23 protein-coding genes are annotated in these 19313 nt (G+C 67.9%); all 23 read left to right on the plus strand.

The features are described from left to right. Window positions 1–5 precede the first annotated feature (5 nt). The 23 genes from ffh to MX659_RS08370 all read left to right on the plus strand — a co-directional run bounded on the left by ffh (window position 6) and on the right by MX659_RS08370 (window position 19306). Window positions 6–1355 (plus strand): signal recognition particle protein, encoded by a 1350-nt coding sequence (ffh, locus tag MX659_RS08260; protein WP_267193015.1) that lies wholly within the window; start codon window positions 6–8, stop codon window positions 1353–1355. 178 nt (window positions 1356–1533) lie between these two features. Beyond that, window positions 1534–1947, plus strand: a complete 414-nt coding sequence (rpsP, locus tag MX659_RS09220; protein ID WP_267193016.1) for a 30S ribosomal protein S16 — start codon at window positions 1534–1536, stop codon at window positions 1945–1947. 2 nt (window positions 1948–1949) lie between these two features. Further along, entirely contained in the window at window positions 1950–2198 is a 249-nt protein-coding gene (locus MX659_RS08270) for a KH domain-containing protein (RefSeq protein ID WP_267193115.1), read from the plus strand. 4 nt (window positions 2199–2202) lie between these two features. Next, window positions 2203–2724 (plus strand): ribosome maturation factor RimM, encoded by a 522-nt coding sequence (rimM, locus tag MX659_RS08275; protein WP_267193017.1) that lies wholly within the window; start codon window positions 2203–2205, stop codon window positions 2722–2724. 1 nt (window position 2725) lies between these two features. Next, the gene (trmD, locus tag MX659_RS08280) at window positions 2726–3487 is read left to right on the plus strand and encodes a tRNA (guanosine(37)-N1)-methyltransferase TrmD (RefSeq protein ID WP_267193018.1); all 762 of its coding nucleotides are present in this window, start codon (window positions 2726–2728) and stop codon (window positions 3485–3487) included. Then, on the plus strand, window positions 3480–4127 hold the full coding sequence (gene lepB, locus MX659_RS08285) for a signal peptidase I (RefSeq protein WP_267193019.1): 648 nt from the start codon (window positions 3480–3482) through the stop codon (window positions 4125–4127). Before trmD ends, lepB begins: the two co-directional genes overlap by 8 nt. Before the next feature lie 104 nt (window positions 4128–4231). Beyond that, a complete protein-coding gene (rplS, locus tag MX659_RS08290; protein WP_267193020.1) occupies window positions 4232–4573 on the plus strand; it encodes a 50S ribosomal protein L19 in 342 nt (113 codons plus the stop codon). 114 nt (window positions 4574–4687) lie between these two features. Then, window positions 4688–5335 (plus strand): ribonuclease HII, encoded by a 648-nt coding sequence (locus MX659_RS08295; RefSeq protein ID WP_267193021.1) that lies wholly within the window; start codon window positions 4688–4690, stop codon window positions 5333–5335. 156 nt (window positions 5336–5491) lie between these two features. Continuing rightward, on the plus strand, window positions 5492–5857 hold the full coding sequence (locus MX659_RS08300; protein ID WP_267193022.1) for a YraN family protein: 366 nt from the start codon (window positions 5492–5494) through the stop codon (window positions 5855–5857). After that, window positions 5857–7341 (plus strand): YifB family Mg chelatase-like AAA ATPase, encoded by a 1485-nt coding sequence (locus tag MX659_RS08305; protein WP_267193023.1) that lies wholly within the window; start codon window positions 5857–5859, stop codon window positions 7339–7341. The genes MX659_RS08300 and MX659_RS08305 overlap by 1 nt, the downstream gene beginning before the upstream one ends. Then, window positions 7341–8225 carry a DNA-processing protein DprA gene (gene dprA / locus MX659_RS08310; protein WP_267193116.1) on the plus strand — a complete coding sequence of 295 codons (885 nt, stop codon included), beginning with the start codon at window positions 7341–7343 and terminating at the stop codon, window positions 8223–8225. Before MX659_RS08305 ends, dprA begins: the two co-directional genes overlap by 1 nt. A 46-nt stretch (window positions 8226–8271) precedes the next feature. Then, complete coding sequence (trmFO, locus tag MX659_RS08315) at window positions 8272–9654, plus strand: methylenetetrahydrofolate--tRNA-(uracil(54)-C(5))-methyltransferase (FADH(2)-oxidizing) TrmFO (RefSeq protein WP_267193024.1); 1383 nt, start codon at window positions 8272–8274, stop codon at window positions 9652–9654. After that, window positions 9651–10571: a tyrosine recombinase gene (locus MX659_RS08320; RefSeq protein ID WP_267193025.1), complete on the plus strand. Its 921-nt coding sequence runs from the start codon at window positions 9651–9653 to the stop codon at window positions 10569–10571. The genes trmFO and MX659_RS08320 overlap by 4 nt, the downstream gene beginning before the upstream one ends. After that, entirely contained in the window at window positions 10568–11362 is a 795-nt protein-coding gene (gene whiG / locus MX659_RS08325) for an RNA polymerase sigma factor WhiG (RefSeq protein ID WP_267193026.1), read from the plus strand. Before MX659_RS08320 ends, whiG begins: the two co-directional genes overlap by 4 nt. 15 nt (window positions 11363–11377) lie before the next feature. Continuing rightward, complete coding sequence (locus tag MX659_RS08330) at window positions 11378–11965, plus strand: response regulator (protein WP_267193027.1); 588 nt, start codon at window positions 11378–11380, stop codon at window positions 11963–11965. 145 nt (window positions 11966–12110) lie between these two features. Continuing rightward, entirely contained in the window at window positions 12111–12935 is an 825-nt protein-coding gene (gene rpsB / locus MX659_RS08335; RefSeq protein ID WP_267193028.1) for a 30S ribosomal protein S2, read from the plus strand. 44 nt (window positions 12936–12979) lie between these two features. Beyond that, a complete protein-coding gene (gene tsf, locus MX659_RS08340; protein WP_267193029.1) occupies window positions 12980–13882 on the plus strand; it encodes a translation elongation factor Ts in 903 nt (300 codons plus the stop codon). 99 nt (window positions 13883–13981) lie between these two features. Beyond that, window positions 13982–14704 (plus strand): UMP kinase, encoded by a 723-nt coding sequence (gene pyrH, locus MX659_RS08345; RefSeq protein WP_267193030.1) that lies wholly within the window; start codon window positions 13982–13984, stop codon window positions 14702–14704. Further along, window positions 14705–15262 carry a ribosome recycling factor gene (gene frr / locus MX659_RS08350; RefSeq protein WP_267193031.1) on the plus strand — a complete coding sequence of 186 codons (558 nt, stop codon included), beginning with the start codon at window positions 14705–14707 and terminating at the stop codon, window positions 15260–15262. A 4-nt stretch (window positions 15263–15266) separates the two neighbouring features. Then, on the plus strand, window positions 15267–16040 hold the full coding sequence (locus tag MX659_RS08355) for an isoprenyl transferase (RefSeq protein ID WP_267193032.1): 774 nt from the start codon (window positions 15267–15269) through the stop codon (window positions 16038–16040). Window position 16041: 1 nt separating this feature from the next. Next, window positions 16042–16860 (plus strand): phosphatidate cytidylyltransferase, encoded by an 819-nt coding sequence (locus tag MX659_RS08360; protein WP_267193033.1) that lies wholly within the window; start codon window positions 16042–16044, stop codon window positions 16858–16860. After that, window positions 16857–17993, plus strand: coding sequence for a 1-deoxy-D-xylulose-5-phosphate reductoisomerase (locus tag MX659_RS08365; RefSeq protein ID WP_267193034.1), 1137 nt, complete (start codon window positions 16857–16859; stop codon window positions 17991–17993). The genes MX659_RS08360 and MX659_RS08365 overlap by 4 nt, the downstream gene beginning before the upstream one ends. A 65-nt stretch (window positions 17994–18058) precedes the next feature. Further along, the gene (locus tag MX659_RS08370) at window positions 18059–19306 is read left to right on the plus strand and encodes a site-2 protease family protein (RefSeq protein WP_267193035.1); all 1248 of its coding nucleotides are present in this window, start codon (window positions 18059–18061) and stop codon (window positions 19304–19306) included. Window positions 19307–19313: the final 7 nt, after the last annotated feature.

Below are 19313 nucleotides of genomic sequence, written 5' to 3' on the forward strand. Positions count from 1 at the left end.
CGCGCATGTTCCAGAACCTGACAGAACGGCTCACCGCCATCTTCAGCCGCCTCACGAACCGCGGCGCACTCACGGAGGCGGACGTCGATGCCGCGCTTCGCGAGGTGCGCCTCGCGCTGCTCGAAGCCGACGTCAACTTCAAGGTCGTCAAGGAGTTCTTGGCTCGCGTTCGGGAACGTGCCGTCGGCGCAGACGTGCTCACGAGCCTCACCCCGGGCCAGATGGTTGTGAAGATCGTCCTAGAGGAGCTCACCGCGCTCATCGGAGGAACACGCGCGGAGCTCGCGCTGTCTGGCCGGGTACCGAACATCATCGTGCTTGTCGGCCTGCAAGGTTCGGGCAAGACGACCGCCGCCGCGAAACTCGCGCTGCACCTGAAGTCGAAGGGCCGGCATCCGTTGCTCGCCGCGTGCGACGTCTACCGTCCTGCGGCGGCCGACCAGCTCGAGACGCTCGGCGTCGAGATCGGGGTGCCGGTGCACCGCCACGACGGCGCCGATCCGGTGGACATCGCGAAGGAGTCGATCCGCGTCGCGAAGGACCGTCTGCGCGACGTCGTCATCATCGACACGGCAGGCCGGCTCCACGTCGACGAACAGATGATGGACGAGGCCGCGCGCATCGTGAGGGCCGTGGCACCGGATGCGGTGTTGATGGTCGTCGACGCCATGACCGGTCAAGACGCGGTCAACGCTGCGTCTGCATTCCTTGAGCGCGTCTCGTTCGACGGTGTCATCATCACGAAGCTCGACGGCGACGCCCGAGGCGGCGCGGCGCTGTCTGTGAAGGCGGTGACCGGCAAGCCCATCGTCTTCGCGAGCACGGGAGAGCGCCTCGACGCGCTCGAGCCGTTCAGGCCGGACGCGATGGCGCGGCGGATCCTCGGCATGGGCGACGTCGTCGGCCTCATCGACAAGGCCCAGGCGGCGTTCGACGAGGAGGCCGCGCGCAAGGCAGAAGAACGGCTGAAGGCCGGCCAGTTCACGCTCGACGACTTCCTCGACCAGCTGCGCTCCGTCAAGAAGATGGGCCCGCTCAAAGACGTCCTGTCGATGCTGCCTGGGGCGGCGAAGCTTCCTAAGGACATCGAGGTCGACGAGGGCGTCCTGAAGCGCACGGAGGCCATCATCACGGCGATGACCAAGGCCGAGCGCGCCAAGCCGCAGATCATCAACGGCTCCCGCCGCCAGCGCATCGCTGCCGGCGCCGGCGTGACCGTGTTCGACGTGAACCAGGTGCTCAAGCAGTACCACGAGGCGCATCGCCTGATGAAGCGGATCGCCGCGATGCAGGCGCAGGGCAAGAAGGGGAAGCGCGCGCCCCGGCTGCCTGGCCCGTGGGGCCTGCCTGGGTGAGGCGGCTCGTCAAGCGCGGGCGGCCGATGCGCGCTGCGTGATGCAGCGTCACGGACCGGTCGGAACGCACTTTCGGTTTGGGTGTTCGTGCTTTGACCGCGTGGTGGACGTGTCGTATCATTGGTCGCTGCTCTTGTCCACAGACAGCGGCGTTGCCGCTTGACACGGAGGTGAACTGTTGGCTGTCAAGATCCGTCTTGCTCGTGCTGGTGCAAAGAAGGCCCCGTTCTACCGCGTGGTCGCTGCCGATTCCCGCGCGCCCCGTGACGGCCGCTTCATCGAGATCCTCGGCCGCTACAACCCGCGGACGAAGCCTTCCACGGTCGAGATCGACCTCGAGAAGGTCGACGCGTGGCTTATGAAGGGCGCCCAGCCGACCGAGACCGCTGCGAAGCTGATCGCTATCGCACGCGGCGAGAAGACCTACGCACCGAAGCCGGAGCAGGCATCGGTGAAGGCCCAGAAGGCCGCTGCCGACGAGCCTGCCGCGGAAGCCGTCGACGAGCCTGCTGCGGAAGCCGTCGAGGAGCCGGCGGCGGAGGCTGCCGACGAGCCTGCTGCTGAGGCCGAGGCCGCCGAAGAGGCCGAGTGAGCATGCCCGAAACGGTCGACATCGACGGGCTCGTCACGTACCTCGTCACGTCGCTCGTCGATCGTCCTGAGGACGTCCGCATCCAGAAGCGCGACTCCGAGCGCGGCGTCGTCTACGAGGTCGCCACGAATCCCGAAGACACGGGCAAGGTCATCGGACGCCAGGGGCGGGTGATCAAGGCCATGCGCACGCTCGTGCGCGCCGCTGCCTCGCTCACCGGCTCAGACGCCACGGTGGAGGTGCTGGACTGAGGTCATGGACGCCTCGCCGTTCACAGCCGTGGCGCGAGTCGTGAAGACGCACGGTCTGGACGGCGAGGTGCACGCCGCGCTTTTGCTGCGCGGCCTTGACGCCTCGGCCCTCGACGGCGCTGAGCTCTGGCCGGTGCCCCCGCGGGGCGCACCGAGACCGTTGCACGTCTCGCGCGTGCGAAGCGCAGACGCGGGCGGGTGCCTGCTTGCGTTCCAGGAAGCCAGCGACGTGGGGACCGCGAAGCGGTTGGTGGGTTCGCTGCTGCTCGCTCGCGCGAGCGACCTTCCCGCTGCGGAGGAGCCCGCGCCGGACGAGGTGGACGGCTTCGAGGTCATCGACGCTGAGCGAGGCCCGCTCGGGACGGTCGTGGACGTCATCGTCACCGGCGCCAACGACGTCTGGGTGGTCCACGGCCCGCTCGGCGAGGTCCTGCTTCCGGTCATCGACGACGTGGTGCTCGACGTCGATCATGAGCGTCGCGTCGCGTCCGTGAGGCTGCTGCCTGGGCTGATCGACGAGGACTAGCATGCGCATCGACATCGTCAGCATATTCCCCGAGATCTTCGAGCCCGTGCTCGGCGGCTCCATGCTCGGCATCGCCCGCGACAAGGGCGCCGTCGAGTTCGCGGTGCACGACCTGCGGGACTGGACGGACGACAAGCACCGCACGACCGACGACTACCCCTTCGGCGGCGGGCCGGGCATGGTCATGAAGCCCGAGCCGATCTACCGGGCCGTGCGCGAGTTAGCGTCGCGCGACCCTCGGAGGCCGTTCGTCGTGCTCACCTGCCCGCAGGGCCGTCGGCTCGACCAGCGGCTCGTCGAAGAGCTCGCAGCCAAGGAGCGCCTGCTCATCGTGTGCGGCCGCTACGAGGGGGTGGACGACCGCGTTCGCGACATCGTGGACCTCGAGGTCTCGATCGGCGACTACGTGCTCACCGGCGGCGAGCTCCCCGCGATGGTGATCGTGGACGCCGTCACGCGGCTTCAGCCGGGGGTGCTGGCGTCCCCTGCGTCCGCCGAGGAGGAGTCGTTCTCGTGGGGTCTCCTCGAGTATCCTCAGTACACGCGGCCGGCGTCCTTCGAAGGCCGTGACGTGCCGCCGATCCTGTTGTCGGGCGACCACAAACGCATCGCGCAGTGGCGGCGGCTGGAGGCGATCCGGCGCACGGCGCTGCGGCGGCCGGACCTGCTGGCGTCGGCCGACCTCACCGACGAGGAACGCGCGTTCGCGGAGCGCATCATAGAAGAGAGATCGGACCAAGCGAAGGGACCTTGCAGTGACTGACGAGATCCAGACGAACCCGGCCGACATCGCCGAGACGGACGCGGATGCCGCGGTGAACCAGCCGACTGAAGCGGTCGAGAGCGCCTCGGAGGCAGACGCCTCGGATCAGCACTCCGAGCCGCAGTCGTTCGGCCGTTGGCTCTTCGAGCTCGTCGTCATGGTGGCGGTCGCGTTCGCGCTCGCCACGGTCGTCAGGACCTATGTCGTCCAGCCGTACGTCATCCCGACCGGCTCGATGATCCCCACCATCGAGATCCAGGAGCGCGTGCTCGCGAACAAGTTCATCTACCGGTTCGAGAAGCCCAAGCCCGGCGACATCGTGGTGCTCGACGATCCTACCGGCCAGGTGCCGACGCTCATCAAGCGCGTCGTCGCGGTCGAGGGCCAGACCGTCGACATCGAGAACGGCGCCGTCATCGTCGACGGTGTGCGCTTGAACGAGCCGTACACGCACGGCAAGCCCACCGAGCCCGGTCCTGTCCCGCTGCCCATCACCATCCCGAAGGGCTACGTGTGGGTGATGGGCGACAACCGCCCCAACAGCAGCGACTCGCGCGTGTTCGGCCCCGTGCCCATGAGCTTTATCCACGGCAAGGCTATCTTGCGCATCTGGCCGCTCTCTCGCTTCGCGACGCTCTGAGACCGCCCGGATCCGCGCCCATTGCGCCGAGAAGAACCGCTGGTCTATACTGTGTCGCCGTGTCTTGAAACCGGACGGACGAGTGACTCAGGATAAGGACGATCATGAACAGGATCCGCGCGATCGAAGCGCAGCAGATGCGTGATGACATCCCCGAGTTCGGCGTGGGCGACACCGTCAAGGTGAGCTACAAGGTCGTGGAGGGCAACCGCGAGCGAGTGCAGCCGTTCCAGGGCGTCGTCATCCGCCGTCACGGCTCTGGCGCACGTGAGACCTTCACGGTGCGCAAGATCTCCTTCGCGGTCGGCGTCGAGCGCACGTTCCCGGTGCACTCGCCCAAGATCGTCAAGCTCGAGGTCATCTCGCGCGGCAAGGTGCGCCGCTCGAAGCTCTACTACCTGCGCGACAAGGTGGGCAAAGCAGCCCGCATCAAGGAGCGCCGGTAGCCCACGACCGCTGCCTGACGAACGGCCGCCTGCTTGCCGGGCGGCCGTTGCCTTTGCGGGCTATACTCTGCGGTGGCATGCGTATGCGTGGTTCCCCGACAGGCCGGAGGCACGATGCCCCGCACGTCTGACACGAGCTCCCGGAAGGCGCCACGGACGGGCTTCCTCGATCCCTTCGCTCAGTTCGGCGTCCGGCCCGATCGCCTGATCGCAGGGATCGACGAGGTCGGACGCGGCGCGCTCGCAGGACCGGTCACGGCCGCAGCAGTCATCCTGCCGCGCGACGTCGAGATACAGGGGCTTGCAGACTCCAAGACGCTCACGCCCAGCAGGCGCACGACCGTCGCGGCAGCCGTGCAGCAGGTCGCCATCGCCGTTTCGGTCGCGCACGTCGAACCGGCCGTCATCGACGCCGTCGGCATCGCCGAAGCGACGCGGCGGGCGATGCTCGGTGCGCTCGCAGGACTGAGCGTCGACCCGCACCTGGCGCTCATCGACGGACTTCCGGTGGAGCTCGGCATCGAAGCGTACGCCCTCGTGAAAGGCGACTCGCTCCTGGCTTCCGTCGCTGCTGCGTCCGTGGTGGCGAAGGTCGCCCGCGACAGCCTCATGGCGGAGCTCGACCAGGCGCACCCTGGGTACGGATTCGCGGTGCACAAGGGATACGGGACCGCGGAGCACCTCGCCGCCCTCGAACGTCTCGGCCCAAGCCCAGTCCACCGCATGTCGTTCGCTCCCTGCTCGCAGCGTCGATTGTTCTAGCCGACGCACGCCAGGCCAGGCTCCGGGACTGCGGCCTCGCGCGCGCAGCGGCACCACGATGCGTTCGCCTCCGCCGGCGCTGAACTCCGAACGATAAGGTTGCGCTTCGATGCCGGTAAGGCCCCTCTGCCATGCTCCTACGCGGAGGTGGTTGAGATGGACAGGCGAGAGCTTGCCTCACGCGGCGAGGACGCCGCAGCAGCATTCCTGGAGCGCGTCGGCATGACCGTGATCGAGCGGAACTGGCGATGCCAGGCGGGGGAGGCGGACATCGTCGCCCTCGACGGGGACGACCTCGTCATCGTCGAGGTCAAGACCCGGCGGAGCACGCGGGCAGGCACGCCTGAGGAGGCCGTGACGCCTGCGAAGCAGCAGCGCATAGTGCGCATCGCCAGGACGTACGCGTCGCACGCGGGCCTCACGCCGCAGCGCGTGCGGTTCGACGTCGTCACGCTGCGCGTGCTTTCGGACGACCGTGCCTTGCTTCGGCACCTCAAGGACGCGTTTTCCGCGGAGGTCTGATGCAGGCCACCGTGATGACCGCGTCAGTCCACGGCGTCGAAGCGCTGCCCGTCGAGGTTCAAGCCGACGTCTCCAACGGACTTCCCTCGTTCGGGATCGTCGGGCTGCCTGATGCCGCTCTGCAAGAGTCGCGGGACCGCGTTCGGAGCGCTCTTCGCGAAGCGGGCTTCGAGTTCCCGAACTGCCGGGTGCTCGTGAATCTCGCGCCTGCGCTGCTTCGCAAGCACGGCACGGGGTTCGATTTGCCCATCGCCGCCGCGATACTGGTCGCGACGCGCCAGCTTCCCGGCGACTCGGTCGCAGGCTCCCTCGTCGTCGGCGAACTCGGGCTGGACGGATCGGTGCGCTGCATCCATGGGCTCCTCGCCTTCGCGCTCGCGGCCAAGCGCGCAAAGATGTCGCTCGTCGGGCCTCCGGGTATCGACGACGCTGCGCAGGCGGCCGGCAGCGTTCCGTGCCGCACCGTCAGCCACCTCAAAGAGCTCAAGACCGGTTCGCGTGTCGCGCCGGCGTCTGTCCGGCGCCGCGCCGACCGTGCCCCGCGCGTCCCGGACCTGGCCGACGTGGCGGGACAGCCGCTCGCTCGCAGGGCCCTGGAGATCTCCGCTGCGGGCGGGCACAACCTTCTCATGGTCGGTCCGCCCGGCTCCGGCAAGACGATGCTCGCGAGGAGGATGCCTGGCATCCTTCCGCGTTTGACGCCAGAAGAGCGCCTCGAGACCGCCCTCATCTACTCGGTCTGCGGCCTCGACGAACGGGGCGTCCTCGACGGCGTCCGACCCTTCCGTGCTCCGCACCACTCGTGCTCCGTCGCGGGGCTCGCGGGAGGCGGCAGCCCGCCGCGCCCGGGGGAGATGAGCCTCGCGCACAACGGGGTGCTCTTCCTCGACGAGATGCCGCAGTTCGCGCCTTCTGCGCTCCAGTCCCTTCGAGGCCCGCTCGAAGACGGCAGCGTCACGCTCGTCCGCGCAGAGGGACGGCTGACCTTCCCCGCGCGGTTCACGGTCATCGCGTCCATGAACCCGTGCCCGTGCGGTTTCGCAGGAGACCGCGAGCGCGAGTGCTCGTGTACCGAGCAGGCCATCGCGCGGTATCGTGCACGCATCGGCGGGCCGCTCGTGGACCGCATGGACCTCGTGGTGCGCGTGGACAGGCCCGACCCGCGCTCGATCGTCGCAGCCGAACCTGGCGAGCCCACAGCAGCAGTGCGCGAGCGTGTCATCGCCGCTCGCGAGCACGCCCTCTCCACACGCGGCGCGCTGTCCTCCTCTCTTAGCGGCGCCGACCTGCTCTCGGCGTGCCGCTTGGACACGCGCACCTCGGACCTGCTCGAACGGGCGGCGCGCACCCACCGGCTTTCCGGTCGTGGCATCACGCGAGTGCTGCGCACGGCGCGCACCATCGCCGACCTGGACCAGGCCGCCCGCGTCGAAGAGGACCACCTCCTGGAAGCGCTCTCGTACCGGATGGAGGAGCACTCGTGATGCGCTGCGTCCGCCACGAGGTCCGCCGGGGCGACTCGCTCTACCCTGAGCAGCTCCTCCGCGTCGAGAGGCCGCCCGCGACGCTGTACTGCGTCGGCGACCTCTCGCTGCTCGCACCGGGACTCGCCGTGGTCGGCTCGCGCCGCCAAACGCCGTACGGACGTGACTGCACGATGATCCTCGCCGGCTGGGCGGCCACGAACGGGGTGACGGTCATCTCGGGTGCCGCCGTCGGCTGCGACCAATCAGCGCATCGGGCGGCCATCGACAGCGGCGGACGCACGGTGGCCGTCCTCGGATGCGGCGCGGACCTGGACTACCCGCCCAGCGCGCGCCGCTTGCTGGAGACGGTCCGGCGCGACCACCTGGTCGTGTCCGAGCTTCCGTGGGGCACGCCGCCGGCACGATGGACGTTTCCGGAGCGGAACCGCATCATCGCTGGTCTCGCGGCCGCGCTGCTCGTGGTGGAGGCGTCGCTTCCGAGCGGCACCTTCAGCACGGCCGACCACGCCCTCCAGGCGGGCACCGAGGTCCTCGCCGTTCCCGGGTCGATCCTCTCACCTCTGTCGCGGGGCACGAATCGCCTGATCCGCGACGGGGCCGGCGTCATCGCGGACGTCGACGACCTCGCGCTCGCGCTCGCACGCTGCGGTCTGCTCGAACCTGGCGCTCGCTCGCACGTCTCCGCGGAACTCACGGCGAGCGCCGGGCCCATCGAGCGGATGCTCGCCGCCGGTCCTCGCTCCATCGAGGAGATCGCTGCCGAGCTCGCAGTAAGCGTCCACGACGCAGCCATGGCGCTCGCACGGCTCGAGCTTTCGGGAGCCGTGCGGCGGTCCATCGACGGACGGTACTGCTACGCACCTACCGAGGGCAGGGGATAGAATGTGACGACTGCACGGACCTCTACGCCAGGAAGGGCGCCCCCTCATGCCGACCGTGACCGTCATAGGAGCTGGGCTTGCCGGCTCTGAGGCCGCGTGGCAGCTCGCCGTCCGTGGCATCGACGTCGAGCTCGTGGAGATGCGACCGGCGCGCATGACGCCTGCTCACCACACCGGGCTCTTCGCGGAGCTCGTGTGCTCGAACTCCTTCAAGAGCTCGGATCCTGCGACCGCGCCCGGCATGCTCAAAGAGGAGCTCGCAACGCTTGGAAGCGTCATCCTGGCCGTCGCACGCGCTCACGCGGTCCCGGCGGGCGCTGCGCTCGCTGTCGACCGCGAACGTTTCGCTGCGGCGGTGACGAGGATCGTCGCGTCGCATCCGCTCGTTCGCGTCATCAACGCCGAGTTGGCTGAGGTGCCACGGACGGGACCGGTGATCGTCGCGACCGGGCCGCTCACGTCAGACGCGCTGAGCGCCGACCTCGCGTCGATCGTCGGAGCGGGGTACCTCTCGTTCTACGACGCGGCCGCACCGATCGTCGACGCGACCAGCCTGGACATGAGCGTGTGCTTCTTCCAGAGCCGCTACGGTAAGGGCGAGGGGAGCGACTACCTCAACTGCCCGTTCGATGCGGAGTCCTACGAGCGCTTCATCGACGCGCTCACGTCCGCACGGCGGGTCGTGAGGAAAGACTTCGAGCCCGACGATCTCTTCTCTGCCTGCCAGCCGATCGAGGAGATCGCACGAACGGGCCGCGACGCCTTGCGCTTCGGGCCGCTGAAGCCTGTCGGCCTCACGGACCCGCGCACCGGGACCCGGCCATGGGCTGTGCTGCAGCTGCGCCCGGAGAACCGCGAACGGACGATGTACAACCTCGTCGGCTGCCAGACGAACCTTGCCTTCGACGAGCAGGCCCGCGTGTTCCGAATGGTTCCAGGGCTCGAGTCGGCCGAGTTCTTGCGGTACGGCGTCATGCACCGCAACACCTACGTCGACAGCCCGCGGGTGCTGGACGAGCGGCTCGCCGTCCGCATGCACGGGGACGTACGGCTCGCAGGGCAGATCACGGGGACGGAGGGGTACCTCGAAGCTGCTGCCACCGGTCTGTGGGCGGCCCTCGTCCTGGCCGGCGAGCTCACGCACGACGCCCCGCCGTCGTCGCTCCCGCGCGAGACCGCGCTCGGCTCGCTCATCGCCTACGCGACCGACCCGGCCACCCGGCCCTACCAGCCGATGCACGTGAACTTCGGACTTCTGCCGCCACTTGAAGAGCGCATCAAAGACAAGCGGGCCCGCAAGGCCGCCTTTGCGGCAAGAGGCAGGCAGGCCATCGCGGTCTGGGCGCACCGGCACGAAGCGCTCGTCGCACCAGGACTCGCAGCGCTTCGCACAGCGGCTTCGACCGCGTCTGAAGGCTCGGCCACATGAGCACACCGTCGGACAGCGCGCTTCTCGACGCGTTCCTGACGCACCTATCCGCAGTCAGGAACCTGTCGCCTGCGACGGTCCGCGCGTACGCGACCGACCTCGTGCAGTTCCTCGACTGGTGCGAGCGCCGAGGGACTGATGTCGCACAGGCCACGCGACGAGACCTGCGCGCGTACCTCGCCGAGCTCGCGGCCGCTCGCTACGCCAAGACGACCATCGCCCGCAAGCAGTCCTCGCTCCGGTCGTTCTACGCGTTTGCCGTCGAGAACGGTCTCGCGGACCGGGACCCTGCGGCCGCCATGGCGTCCGTGCAGCTCCCTGAGCGCCTGCCGCCTGCGGTTCCCGTCGACCTCATCGCGCGGCTGCTGGAGCTGCCGGACGTCTCGACACCGCTGGGTCTGCGGGACCGGGCCGTTCTCGAGCTCGCGTACGCCACCGGCGCGCGCGTGGCGGAGATCTCCGCGCTTGACGTCGCCGATGTCGACCTTGCGTCCGGACAGGCACGCCTGTTCGGGAAGGGCTCCAAGGAGCGCATCGTGCCCCTGCACCGGCTTGCTGTCCAGATCCTCCGGGCGTACCTTCGTGACGCGCGGCCGAAGCTCCTTGCCGGGAAGGACGAAGACGCTCTCTTCGTCGGCCGCCGCGGACACCGCTACTCGACCAACAGCATCCGTCGCATGCTGGCCCGGTACCTCTCCGCGCTTGCCGCCGATGCCGGCATGACGCCGCACGCCATCAGGCACGCGTTCGCGACGCACCTGCTCGAGTCAGGGGCCGACCTGCGCACCGTCCAGGAGCTCCTCGGCCACGTTGCCCTGTCCACGACCCAGATTTATACTCACGTCAGCATACGGCGGCTGCAGGAAGTGCACGAACGTGCACATCCGCGCAGCACTCAGGAGGGGCGTCCTGGATGAAGCAGCAACCCGTGAGCGACATCGAGCGCTGCTGGGCTGCATACAAAGAGACTGGCGATCCCGAGGCCCGAGAGAAGCTCATCTTGAACTACTCGCCCCTCGTGAAGTACGTCGCCGGCCGCCTCTCTTCGAACCTGCCGCAGACGGTGGAGACCGCCGATTTGATCTCCTACGGCGTGTTCGGACTGATCGATGCCATCGACAAGTTCCAACCCGAACGCGGCATCAAGTTCGAGACCTACGCGATCGCGCGCATCAAAGGCGCCATCATCGACGAGCTCCGCGCACTGGACTGGGTTCCCCGGTCCGTACGGTCCCGGGCACGTGATATCGAGAACGCGTATCTGGTGCTCGAGAACCGCCTCAAGCGCGTCCCGACCGACGCGGAGATCGCGGCCGAGCTCGGCATCTCCATCAAGGAGCTGGACGACCTGCTCGCACGGCTCTCGTACACGTCGATCGTCTCGTTCGAGGAGCTCTGGTCCGGACGCGACGATCGCGACGACCGCGGGTCACAAGGAGCATCCGCCATCAAGGACCACCGAGCCGAGGACCCCGTCGAAGTCTACGAGAACAAGGAGCTGCGCCAGATCCTGGCCGACGCCATCGAGCGCCTTCCCGAACGGGAACGCGCCGTCATCACCCTGTACTACTACGAAGGTCTCACGCTGAAAGAGATCGGTGCTATCCTGGGCGTCACCGAGTCACGGGTAAGCCAGCTCCACACGAAGGCGGTGCTGCGCCTGCGGGCTCGCATCCGCGCCGCACAAGGACTGGCACCTGCAGTCTGAAAGGCAGGAGAGGTCATGGCTGGCGAGCATGTTCTGATTGTCGAGGACACCGAGCTCCTACGGCGGATCTACCACGACCGCCTCGCTCAGGAGGGGTACACCGTCTACACGGCCTCAGACGGCCTGGAGGCCATCCAGCAGATGCGCGCGGTGCCCGTGGACCTCGTGCTCCTCGATCTCATCATGCCGCGCATGGGAGGGCTCGAAGTGCTCGAGACCATGAAGGCCGACCCGCGGCTGTCAGGCATCCCGGTCGTCATCCTCACGAACCTGGGCGAGGAGTCCTCGGTCGAGCGGGCCATCGAGCTCGGCGCGGTCGACTACCTCATCAAGAACCAGGCGAAGCCTGCCGATGTCGCCGCGAAGATCCGGCTTGCACTTGACAACCTCGGCGGACGCAGCGCCGACACGAAGTCGTACAAGCTCCTCGTCCGCGACCGCCAGGCCGATGCGGAATGCTTCGTTGCTGACGCACGACTGCCGCGCCGTTTCTGGTGTCCCGCGTGCGAGGTCGAGCTGGCCATCGAACTCCTTCCGCAAGGCGATCGGCCCGGCTGGTACGACGCGCACGTGATCTGCCCGATGTGCGGCCGCGAGTTCTAGCGAGGCCCTTCCGCTGCCCGCCGGCCCGTGCTACCCTATACCGGCTTCTAACCACGCACGCCTGCGGATCGACGCGGACGGTGCCGCCGTGGCGGTCCCGCGTCGAGCAGAAGCAGGCGGAGGACACAACCGCTAGGAGGAACGCATGACCAAGGTATCGATGCGTGCACTGCTCGAGTCGGGCGTCCACTTCGGACACCAGACCCGCCGGTGGAACCCCAAGATGCGTCCGTACATCTTCACGGAACGCAACGGCATCTACATCATCGACCTGAAGCGCACGCTCAACGAGCTTGACGTCACCTACCGCTTCGTCCGCGACCTCGCCGCCAGAGGCGGCACGGTGTTGTTCGTCGGTACGAAGAAGCAAGCGCAAGAGACGATCGCGGAGAATGCCCGCCGCTGCGGGATGCCGTATGTCAACTTCCGCTGGCTGGGCGGCATGCTCACCAACTTCGCCACCATCCAGAAGCGCATCGGACGCCTGAACGAGCTCGAGCAGATGGAGGCCGACGGCACCATGGCCTCGCTGCCGAAGAAGGAGGCCCTCAAGCTCCGCGCCGAGCGCGACAAGCTCGTGCGGAACCTGGGCGGCATCCGCGAGATGACCACGCTGCCGTCGGCCGTGTTCGTCGTCGACACGAAGCGCGAGGCCATCGCCGTTGCCGAGGCCCGTCGCCTTGGGATCCCGCTGATCGGCCTGATCGACACCAACGCCGATCCTGACGAGGTCGACTACGTGATTCCCGGCAACGACGATGCCATCCGCTCGATCGCACTGGTCACGGGCGTCATCGCAGACGCCGTCATCGACGGCCGGAGCGCCGCAGGCATGTCCGTCGAGCCGTCAGAAGCGCCCGTCTCAGAGGGGCCTGCCGCTGCCGAGCCGGCGAACGACGCTGACGCCGACGCTGCAGCTGACGCCGAGCCCAAGGACGTGGACATCGAAGACGTCTTCGACGACGAGTGACCTGGCCGACACGCCCCGATCCACGACGACACGAGGAGGCATCCATGGAGATAACCGCACGCATGGTGCAAGAGCTGCGCGAGATGACGGGCGCAGGCATGATGGACTGCAAGAAGGCACTCACCGAGGCCGACGGCGACGTCGAGAAGGCCGTCGACATCCTCCGCACGAGAGGGCTCGCCGCGCTGCAGAAGAAGGCCGGGCGCGCCACCAACGAGGGCGTCGTGGCCGCCCACGTCTCTGAAGACAAGCGCATTGGCGCGCTCGTCGAGGTCAACTGTGAGACCGACTTCGTCGCTCGCAATGCCGACTTCCTTGCGTTCGTGAACGACCTCGCCGCCCACATCGCTGCCGCTGCGCCGGCCGACGTCGCGGCGCTCGCTTCCCAGACCTTCACCGGCCGCGAGCACTCCGTCCAGGAAGTCCTCGGCGAGACCGTGAGCAAGCTCGGCGAGAACATGAACATCACGCGCTTCGTTCGCCGCGAAGTCTCGGGCACCGGCGCGATCGCGAGCTACATCCACATGGGCGGCAAGATCGGCGTTCTCGTCGAAGCCGCGTTCACCAAGCCCGAGACGGCGAGCGCTGACGCCCTTGCGTCGCTGTTGAAAGACGTTGCGATGCAGGTGGCTGCTGCGTCCCCGATCGCTGTGTCGCGTGAGGACGTTCCGGCAGAGACCGTCGAGCACGAGCTCGCGATCTACCGCGCACAGGCAGCGGAGTCCGGCAAGCCCGAGCAGATCCAGCAGAAGATCGCAGAAGGGCGCCTCCACAAGTTCTACAAGGAGGTCTGCCTTCTCGAGCAGGCGTTCGTCAAGGACCCTGAGATCTCCGTCGGCGACCTCGTGGCACGCGTCTCCAAGGAGCTCGGCGACACCGTATCGATCGTCGGTGTCGAGCGCTTCCAGCTTGGCGAGACGAGCGACGCCGAACCTGCGGCCTGCTGAGGCCCCATCCTGTGACCGTACGACAACGAGGCGGCGCACGCGTCGCCTCGTTGTTCTAGAATCGCGTTGACCGCGCCCGAACCGGAGCAAAGGAGGACGATGTCCGGACACCGCTATCACCGCGTGTTGCTCAAGCTTTCCGGCGAGGCGCTCATGGGGGACGGTTCGTACGGCATCGACCCGGCCGTGCTCGAGTCCCTCGCAGCGCAGATCAAGCCCCTGAACGAGGCGGGCGTGCAGATCGCGATCGTCGTCGGCGGCGGCAACATCTTCCGAGGCCTTGCGGCTTCAGCGAAGGGGATGGACCGAGCGCAGGCGGACTACATGGGAATGCTCGCAACCGTGATGAACGCACTCGCCTTGCAAGACGCCCTCGAACGACACGGGGTGTTCACCCGTGTGATGTCGGCGATCGAGATGCAGGCCGTCGCCGAGCCGTACATCCGGCGTCGCGCGATACGGCATCTCGAGAAGGGGAGAGTCGTCATCTTCGCCGCGGGCACCGGCAACCCGTACTTCACCACGGACACGACCGCGGCGTTAAGGGCGCTCGAGATCGGCGCGGAGTGCATCATGAAGGCCACGAAGGTCGACGGCGTGTACGACGACGACCCCGTGACGAACCCGAACGCCGTCAAGTTCGACGAGCTCGAGTACATCGAGGTGCTGAACCGCGGACTCCGCGTGATGGACAACACCGCCATTTCGCTGTGCATGGACAACGAGCTCCCTATCGTGGTGTTCGACGTGAAGAGACCCGGCAACATCGAACGCGCCATCAATGGCGAGCGCGTCGGTACCCTGGTGCGAGGAGGTTCCTAGATGTCTGTGAAGAATCTCGCCGAAGCGAAGGACCACATGCGTAAGGCGGTCGCCGCCCTCGCGCACGAGTTCGCAGGTGTGCGCACGGGCCGCGCGTCGAGCGCCATCCTTGAAAAAGTCACCGTCGAGTACTACGGCGTCCAGACGCCGCTCCTCCAGATCGCCTCGGTCAGCGTTCCTGAGCCGCAGATGCTCGTCATCACGCCGTACGATCGCAGCGCCATCAACGCGATCGAGAAAGCCATTCTTGGCTCTGACCTCGGGCTCACTCCTTCCAATGACGGGCAGGTGGTGCGTCTCCCGTTCCCACCGCTCACGGAGGAACGCCGTCGCGAGCTCGTCAAGCTCTGCCGCCAGTACGCTGAGGAGGCGCGCGTGGCGGTCCGCAACATCCGCCGCGACGTCAACGATCACTTCAAGCGTCAGGAGAAGGACGGCGAGATCTCGCAAGACGAGCTTCGCCGTCTGGAGGCAGAGGTCCAGAAGGAGACCGACGCTCACATCAAGGAGATCGACGAGCTGCTGAAGCGCAAAGAGCAGGAGATCATGGAGGTCTGACCTCGTGCCTGACCGAGCCTCGCTCGAGGCCTTCTTCTCGTCCAAACGCGACCGCGAGTTCCTCGCCGAGCTCGCGCTCGAACGTGTCCCGCGCCACGTCGCCATCATCATGGACGGCAACGGCCGATGGGCGACCAAGCGCGGACTCCCGCGCATCGCCGGACACCGCGCCGGTGTGAAGGCGATCCGCGAGACGATACAGGCCGCCCTCGAGCTCGGCATCGACGTCCTCACCGTCTACTCCTTCTCGAGCGAGAACTGGCGGCGCCCCAAAGACGAGGTGTCGCACCTGATGGACCTGTTCGTCGAGGTGCTCGAGCAGGAGATGACGACGCTCGACAAGCTCGGCGTGCGCGTGCGGGTGATCGGCCGCCGGGAGGGCCTTCCGGAGCGCACCGCTGAGGCCTTCGCGCGCGCGGAGCGGCAAACGGCCGACAACGACCGGCTGACGTACGTCGTCGCGCTGAACTACGGCGGGCGTCAGGAGATCGCCGATGCGGTGCGAGCGATCGCTGTCAAAGCGGCCACCGGGCAGCTGGACCCGTCCGGCATCGATCTTGAGATGGTCGCAGACCACCTGTACACGGCAGGGCTTCCCGACCCGGACCTCCTCATACGGACGAGCGGGGAGCTGCGTGTGTCCAACTTCTTGCTCTGGCAGATCGCGTACAGCGAGATGTGGGTGACGTCCACGCTGTGGCCGGACTTCGACCGGCACGACCTGCTCAAGGCGGTCGTCGACTACCAACGCCGGTCGCGCCGCTTCGGAGGGCTGTAGCGTGGCCCGCACGCGTCCGCTCAAGGACTTCTGGGCGCGGGTCGCCTCTGCGCTCGCCATCGGCGTCGCGTTCCTCGGCGCCATCTTCTTCGGCGGTCCGTACGGGCTCGCTGCGGTGGCGGCGGTCGTCGGGGCGCTTGCCGCCACCGAGCTTTTCGCGCTCTTCCGGCGGGAGCACCGCCTGCCGAACGAGGTGTTCGGCATCGCCGCCGTGCTCGCCATGCCGTTCGCTGCGGCCATGCATGGGCTTTCAGGCCTCGGCGCCACCTTCGGGGCGCTCATCGTCGCGTCCCTCGCGTGGCACCTCGCCTTCCCCCGCGTGAAGGCGTCCGACACTGCGGCGACGGTCTTCGGGGCCGCCTACGTCGGGTTCTCGCTCGCGCACCTCGTGCTCATCCGCGAACTCGACGCCGGCACGGAGCTCGTGCTTGCGACCGTCGTGAGCGTGTGGGCCAACGACAGCTTCGCGTACCTCATCGGCTCGACCGTGGGCCGCCACAAGATGGCTCCGACCATCTCGCCGAAGAAGTCCTGGGAGGGCTTCGTCGCAGGCACCCTGTTCACCACCGCCGTGTGGGCGGTCACGGGAGCGGTCGCCGACGTCGGGCTTCCGCTCGGCGCGATGGCGGCCGTCGGTCTGGCCGCCTCCGGCGCGGCCGTCCTCGGGGATCTGGCCGAGTCCAGGCTCAAGCGCGAGGCCGGCGTGAAGGACTCGGGGCGGCTCTTGCCGGGCCACGGCGGATTCCTGGACCGCTTCGACAGCATGATCGTGGTCGCCATCGTGGCGTACTACGCGCTCATTGCGGCAGGTGCGCGATGATCCGCGTCGCCGTCCTCGGATCGACCGGCTCCATCGGCCAGCAGACCATCGACGTCGCCCAGCGCTACCCGGATCGCGTGCGCGTGGTGGCGCTCGCTGCGAACCGCTCCGTGGAGCGTCTGGCCGAGCAGGCCGCTGCGACAGGAGCAGCACACGTCGCTATCGCCGACGCCGCCTCCGCCGACCACCTCCGGACGCTTCTGCCCGACGCCCGCGTGAGCGCAGGACCGGACGCGGTCGCGGCGCTCGCCGGCCTCGAGGACGCCGACGTCGTCGTCAACGCGCTTGTCGGTGCTGCGGGACTGCGCGCCACCGTGACCGCGCTTGAATGCGGGAAGCGCTTGGCGCTCGCCAACAAGGAGTCCCTGGTGGTCGCGGGCGACCTCGTGATGCCGCTCGTTCGATCGCACGACGCCCTGGTGCCAGTCGACAGCGAGCATTCGGCCATCTTCCAGTGCCTCGAAGGGGAGCGACGCGATCGCGTCGCGCGTATCTGGCTCACTGCGTCCGGCGGACCGTTCCGCGGCATGAGCGCCAACGAGATCGCGCAGGTCACGGTGGAGCAGGCGCTCCGCCACCCTCGCTGGTCGATGGGGCCGAAGATCACGATCGACTCTGCGACGCTCATGAACAAGGGCCTGGAAGCCATCGAGGCGCACCACCTCTTCGGCGTCAGCTACGACCGGATCGCCGTCGTCGTGCACCCGCAGTCGTGCGTGCACTCGATGGTGGAGTTCTCAGACGGCAGCGTGAAGGCCCACCTCGGCGCCACCGACATGCGCATCCCGATCCAGTACGCGCTCAGCTACCCGGACCGGTGGGACGCGCCGGTTCCCCCCGTAGACTTCGCCGCAATCGGACGGCTCGATTTCGAAGAGCCGGACCGGGTGGCCTTCCCGTGCCTCGACCTCGCTCTCCAAGCGGGCGCCTCCGGCGGCACGATGCCGGCAGCGATGAACGCCGCCAACGAAGTCGCCGTTGCGGCCTTCCTCGAGCGTCGCATCGGCTTTTCCGACATACCGCGCGTCATCGAGACGGTGATGGAGCGCCACGAGCCCTTCCGCGCGTCGACCGTCGATGAGGTCGAGGCCGTCGACGCCTGGGCGAGGACGCAAGCTGCGGGTATCCTCTAGACCGAGCGCTCCTGGCACCCTGCTTGCTCGGAACCGGGCAGGATCGGAACGACGAAAGGACGGCAATGGGGCCTTCCGGCCTTGACGCGATATTCTGGGGCGTCGTGACCTTCTCGATACTCGTCGTCTTGCACGAAGGCGGGCACTTCTTCATGGCTCGCGCGTTCGGCGTGAAGGTCCACGAGTTCATGATCGGGCTCCCGGGACCTGCTCTGCGGATTCGCGGCAAGAAGACGACGTACGGCATCACAGCGGTGCCCTTCGGCGGGTACGTCCGCATCGCGGGCATGGAGCCAGGCGAGGAAGACCCGCTGCTGCCAGAGGCGCTCGGCGTCATCGCGGAGCGCGGCCCGATCACCGTCGGCGAGCTTTCCCGCGCTCTTATGGTCGATCGCGAGCGCGCATCGGACATCGCGGCCGTCCTGGAGGACTGGGGCGCTGTCGTGCGCGACGAGCTGCACGCGCTTTCGCTCGCCGACGGGCTCGACGCGCACAGGCCCGCCCGCGAGCTGCTCGACGAGGTGCGCTCCCACACCTATCGGGGGCTCTCGACGCCGAAGCGCATCGCCGTGCTCTCGGCAGGCGTCGTCGCCAACATCCTCGCCGCGATCCTGGTGTTCACCGTGGTGCTGTCGGCCTTCGGCACGTACGAGCCGAGCCTGACCCTTGACCAGGTCCAGCCTGGATCGCCGGCCGCGGCCGCTGGCCTCCGCGCGGGTGACACCCTGGTCGCCGTGGACGGCAAACCCATCGGTGCCTGGGAGGAGTTCCAGGCAGCCGTTGCGTCGTCAAAGCCGGGCGATACGCTCGAGATCGCGTACCTCCGTGACGGTGCACGGCGCACGGTGACCGTCACCCTCGGGCAGATGGACGGGCACGGGTACGTCGGCGTGCGCGTGGGCCTGACCAAAGTGCGCTACTCGCTGGGGAAGGCCTTGTCACAGAGCTTCGTGTGGACCGGCCTCGTCTTCAAGGCGATCGTGGGATTCTTCCGGCCCGATACCTTCGGCGAGTCGGTGAGAAACGCCCGAAGCGTCGTCGGCATCAGCGTCATGGCGGCAGACGCCGCAAAGACGGGCCCGCTCGACTACGCCTGGCTCGTCGCACTGCTCTCGCTCTCGCTCGGCGTCATGAACGTGATGCCCATCCCGCCGCTCGACGGCGGGAAGATCGCCTTCGAGATCCTGCAGCGCGTCGCAGGCCGCCCGTTCGGTCGTCGTCTGACCACGGCGGTCACGGTCGTCGGTGCTGCGCTCCTGTTCTCGCTCATCGGCTACCTCGTGTACGCTGACATCGCACGGCTCGCAGGGTAGGGAGAGC

This window comes from Parvivirga hydrogeniphila, assembly GCF_023371205.1.
Taxonomy (GTDB): domain Bacteria; phylum Actinomycetota; class Coriobacteriia; order Anaerosomatales; family Anaerosomataceae; genus Parvivirga; species Parvivirga hydrogeniphila.

Coding starts and splice junctions, on each gene's coding strand:
- ffh (WP_267193015.1), top strand. CDS start 6: ATGTTCCAGAACCTGACAGAACGGCTCACCGCCATCTTCAGCCGCCTC.
- MX659_RS08270 (WP_267193115.1), top strand. CDS start 1,950: ATGCCCGAAACGGTCGACATCGACGGGCTCGTCACGTACCTCGTCACG.
- rimM (WP_267193017.1), top strand. CDS start 2,203: ATGGACGCCTCGCCGTTCACAGCCGTGGCGCGAGTCGTGAAGACGCAC.
- trmD (WP_267193018.1), top strand. CDS start 2,726: ATGCGCATCGACATCGTCAGCATATTCCCCGAGATCTTCGAGCCCGTG.
- rplS (WP_267193020.1), top strand. CDS start 4,232: ATGAACAGGATCCGCGCGATCGAAGCGCAGCAGATGCGTGATGACATC.
- MX659_RS08295 (WP_267193021.1), top strand. CDS start 4,688: ATGCCCCGCACGTCTGACACGAGCTCCCGGAAGGCGCCACGGACGGGC.
- MX659_RS08300 (WP_267193022.1), top strand. CDS start 5,492: ATGGACAGGCGAGAGCTTGCCTCACGCGGCGAGGACGCCGCAGCAGCA.
- MX659_RS08305 (WP_267193023.1), top strand. CDS start 5,857: ATGCAGGCCACCGTGATGACCGCGTCAGTCCACGGCGTCGAAGCGCTG.
- dprA (WP_267193116.1), top strand. CDS start 7,341: ATGCGCTGCGTCCGCCACGAGGTCCGCCGGGGCGACTCGCTCTACCCT.
- trmFO (WP_267193024.1), top strand. CDS start 8,272: ATGCCGACCGTGACCGTCATAGGAGCTGGGCTTGCCGGCTCTGAGGCC.
- MX659_RS08320 (WP_267193025.1), top strand. CDS start 9,651: ATGAGCACACCGTCGGACAGCGCGCTTCTCGACGCGTTCCTGACGCAC.
- whiG (WP_267193026.1), top strand. CDS start 10,568: ATGAAGCAGCAACCCGTGAGCGACATCGAGCGCTGCTGGGCTGCATAC.
- MX659_RS08330 (WP_267193027.1), top strand. CDS start 11,378: ATGGCTGGCGAGCATGTTCTGATTGTCGAGGACACCGAGCTCCTACGG.
- rpsB (WP_267193028.1), top strand. CDS start 12,111: ATGACCAAGGTATCGATGCGTGCACTGCTCGAGTCGGGCGTCCACTTC.
- tsf (WP_267193029.1), top strand. CDS start 12,980: ATGGAGATAACCGCACGCATGGTGCAAGAGCTGCGCGAGATGACGGGC.
- pyrH (WP_267193030.1), top strand. CDS start 13,982: ATGTCCGGACACCGCTATCACCGCGTGTTGCTCAAGCTTTCCGGCGAG.
- frr (WP_267193031.1), top strand. CDS start 14,705: ATGTCTGTGAAGAATCTCGCCGAAGCGAAGGACCACATGCGTAAGGCG.
- MX659_RS08365 (WP_267193034.1), top strand. CDS start 16,857: ATGATCCGCGTCGCCGTCCTCGGATCGACCGGCTCCATCGGCCAGCAG.
- MX659_RS08370 (WP_267193035.1), top strand. CDS start 18,059: ATGGGGCCTTCCGGCCTTGACGCGATATTCTGGGGCGTCGTGACCTTC.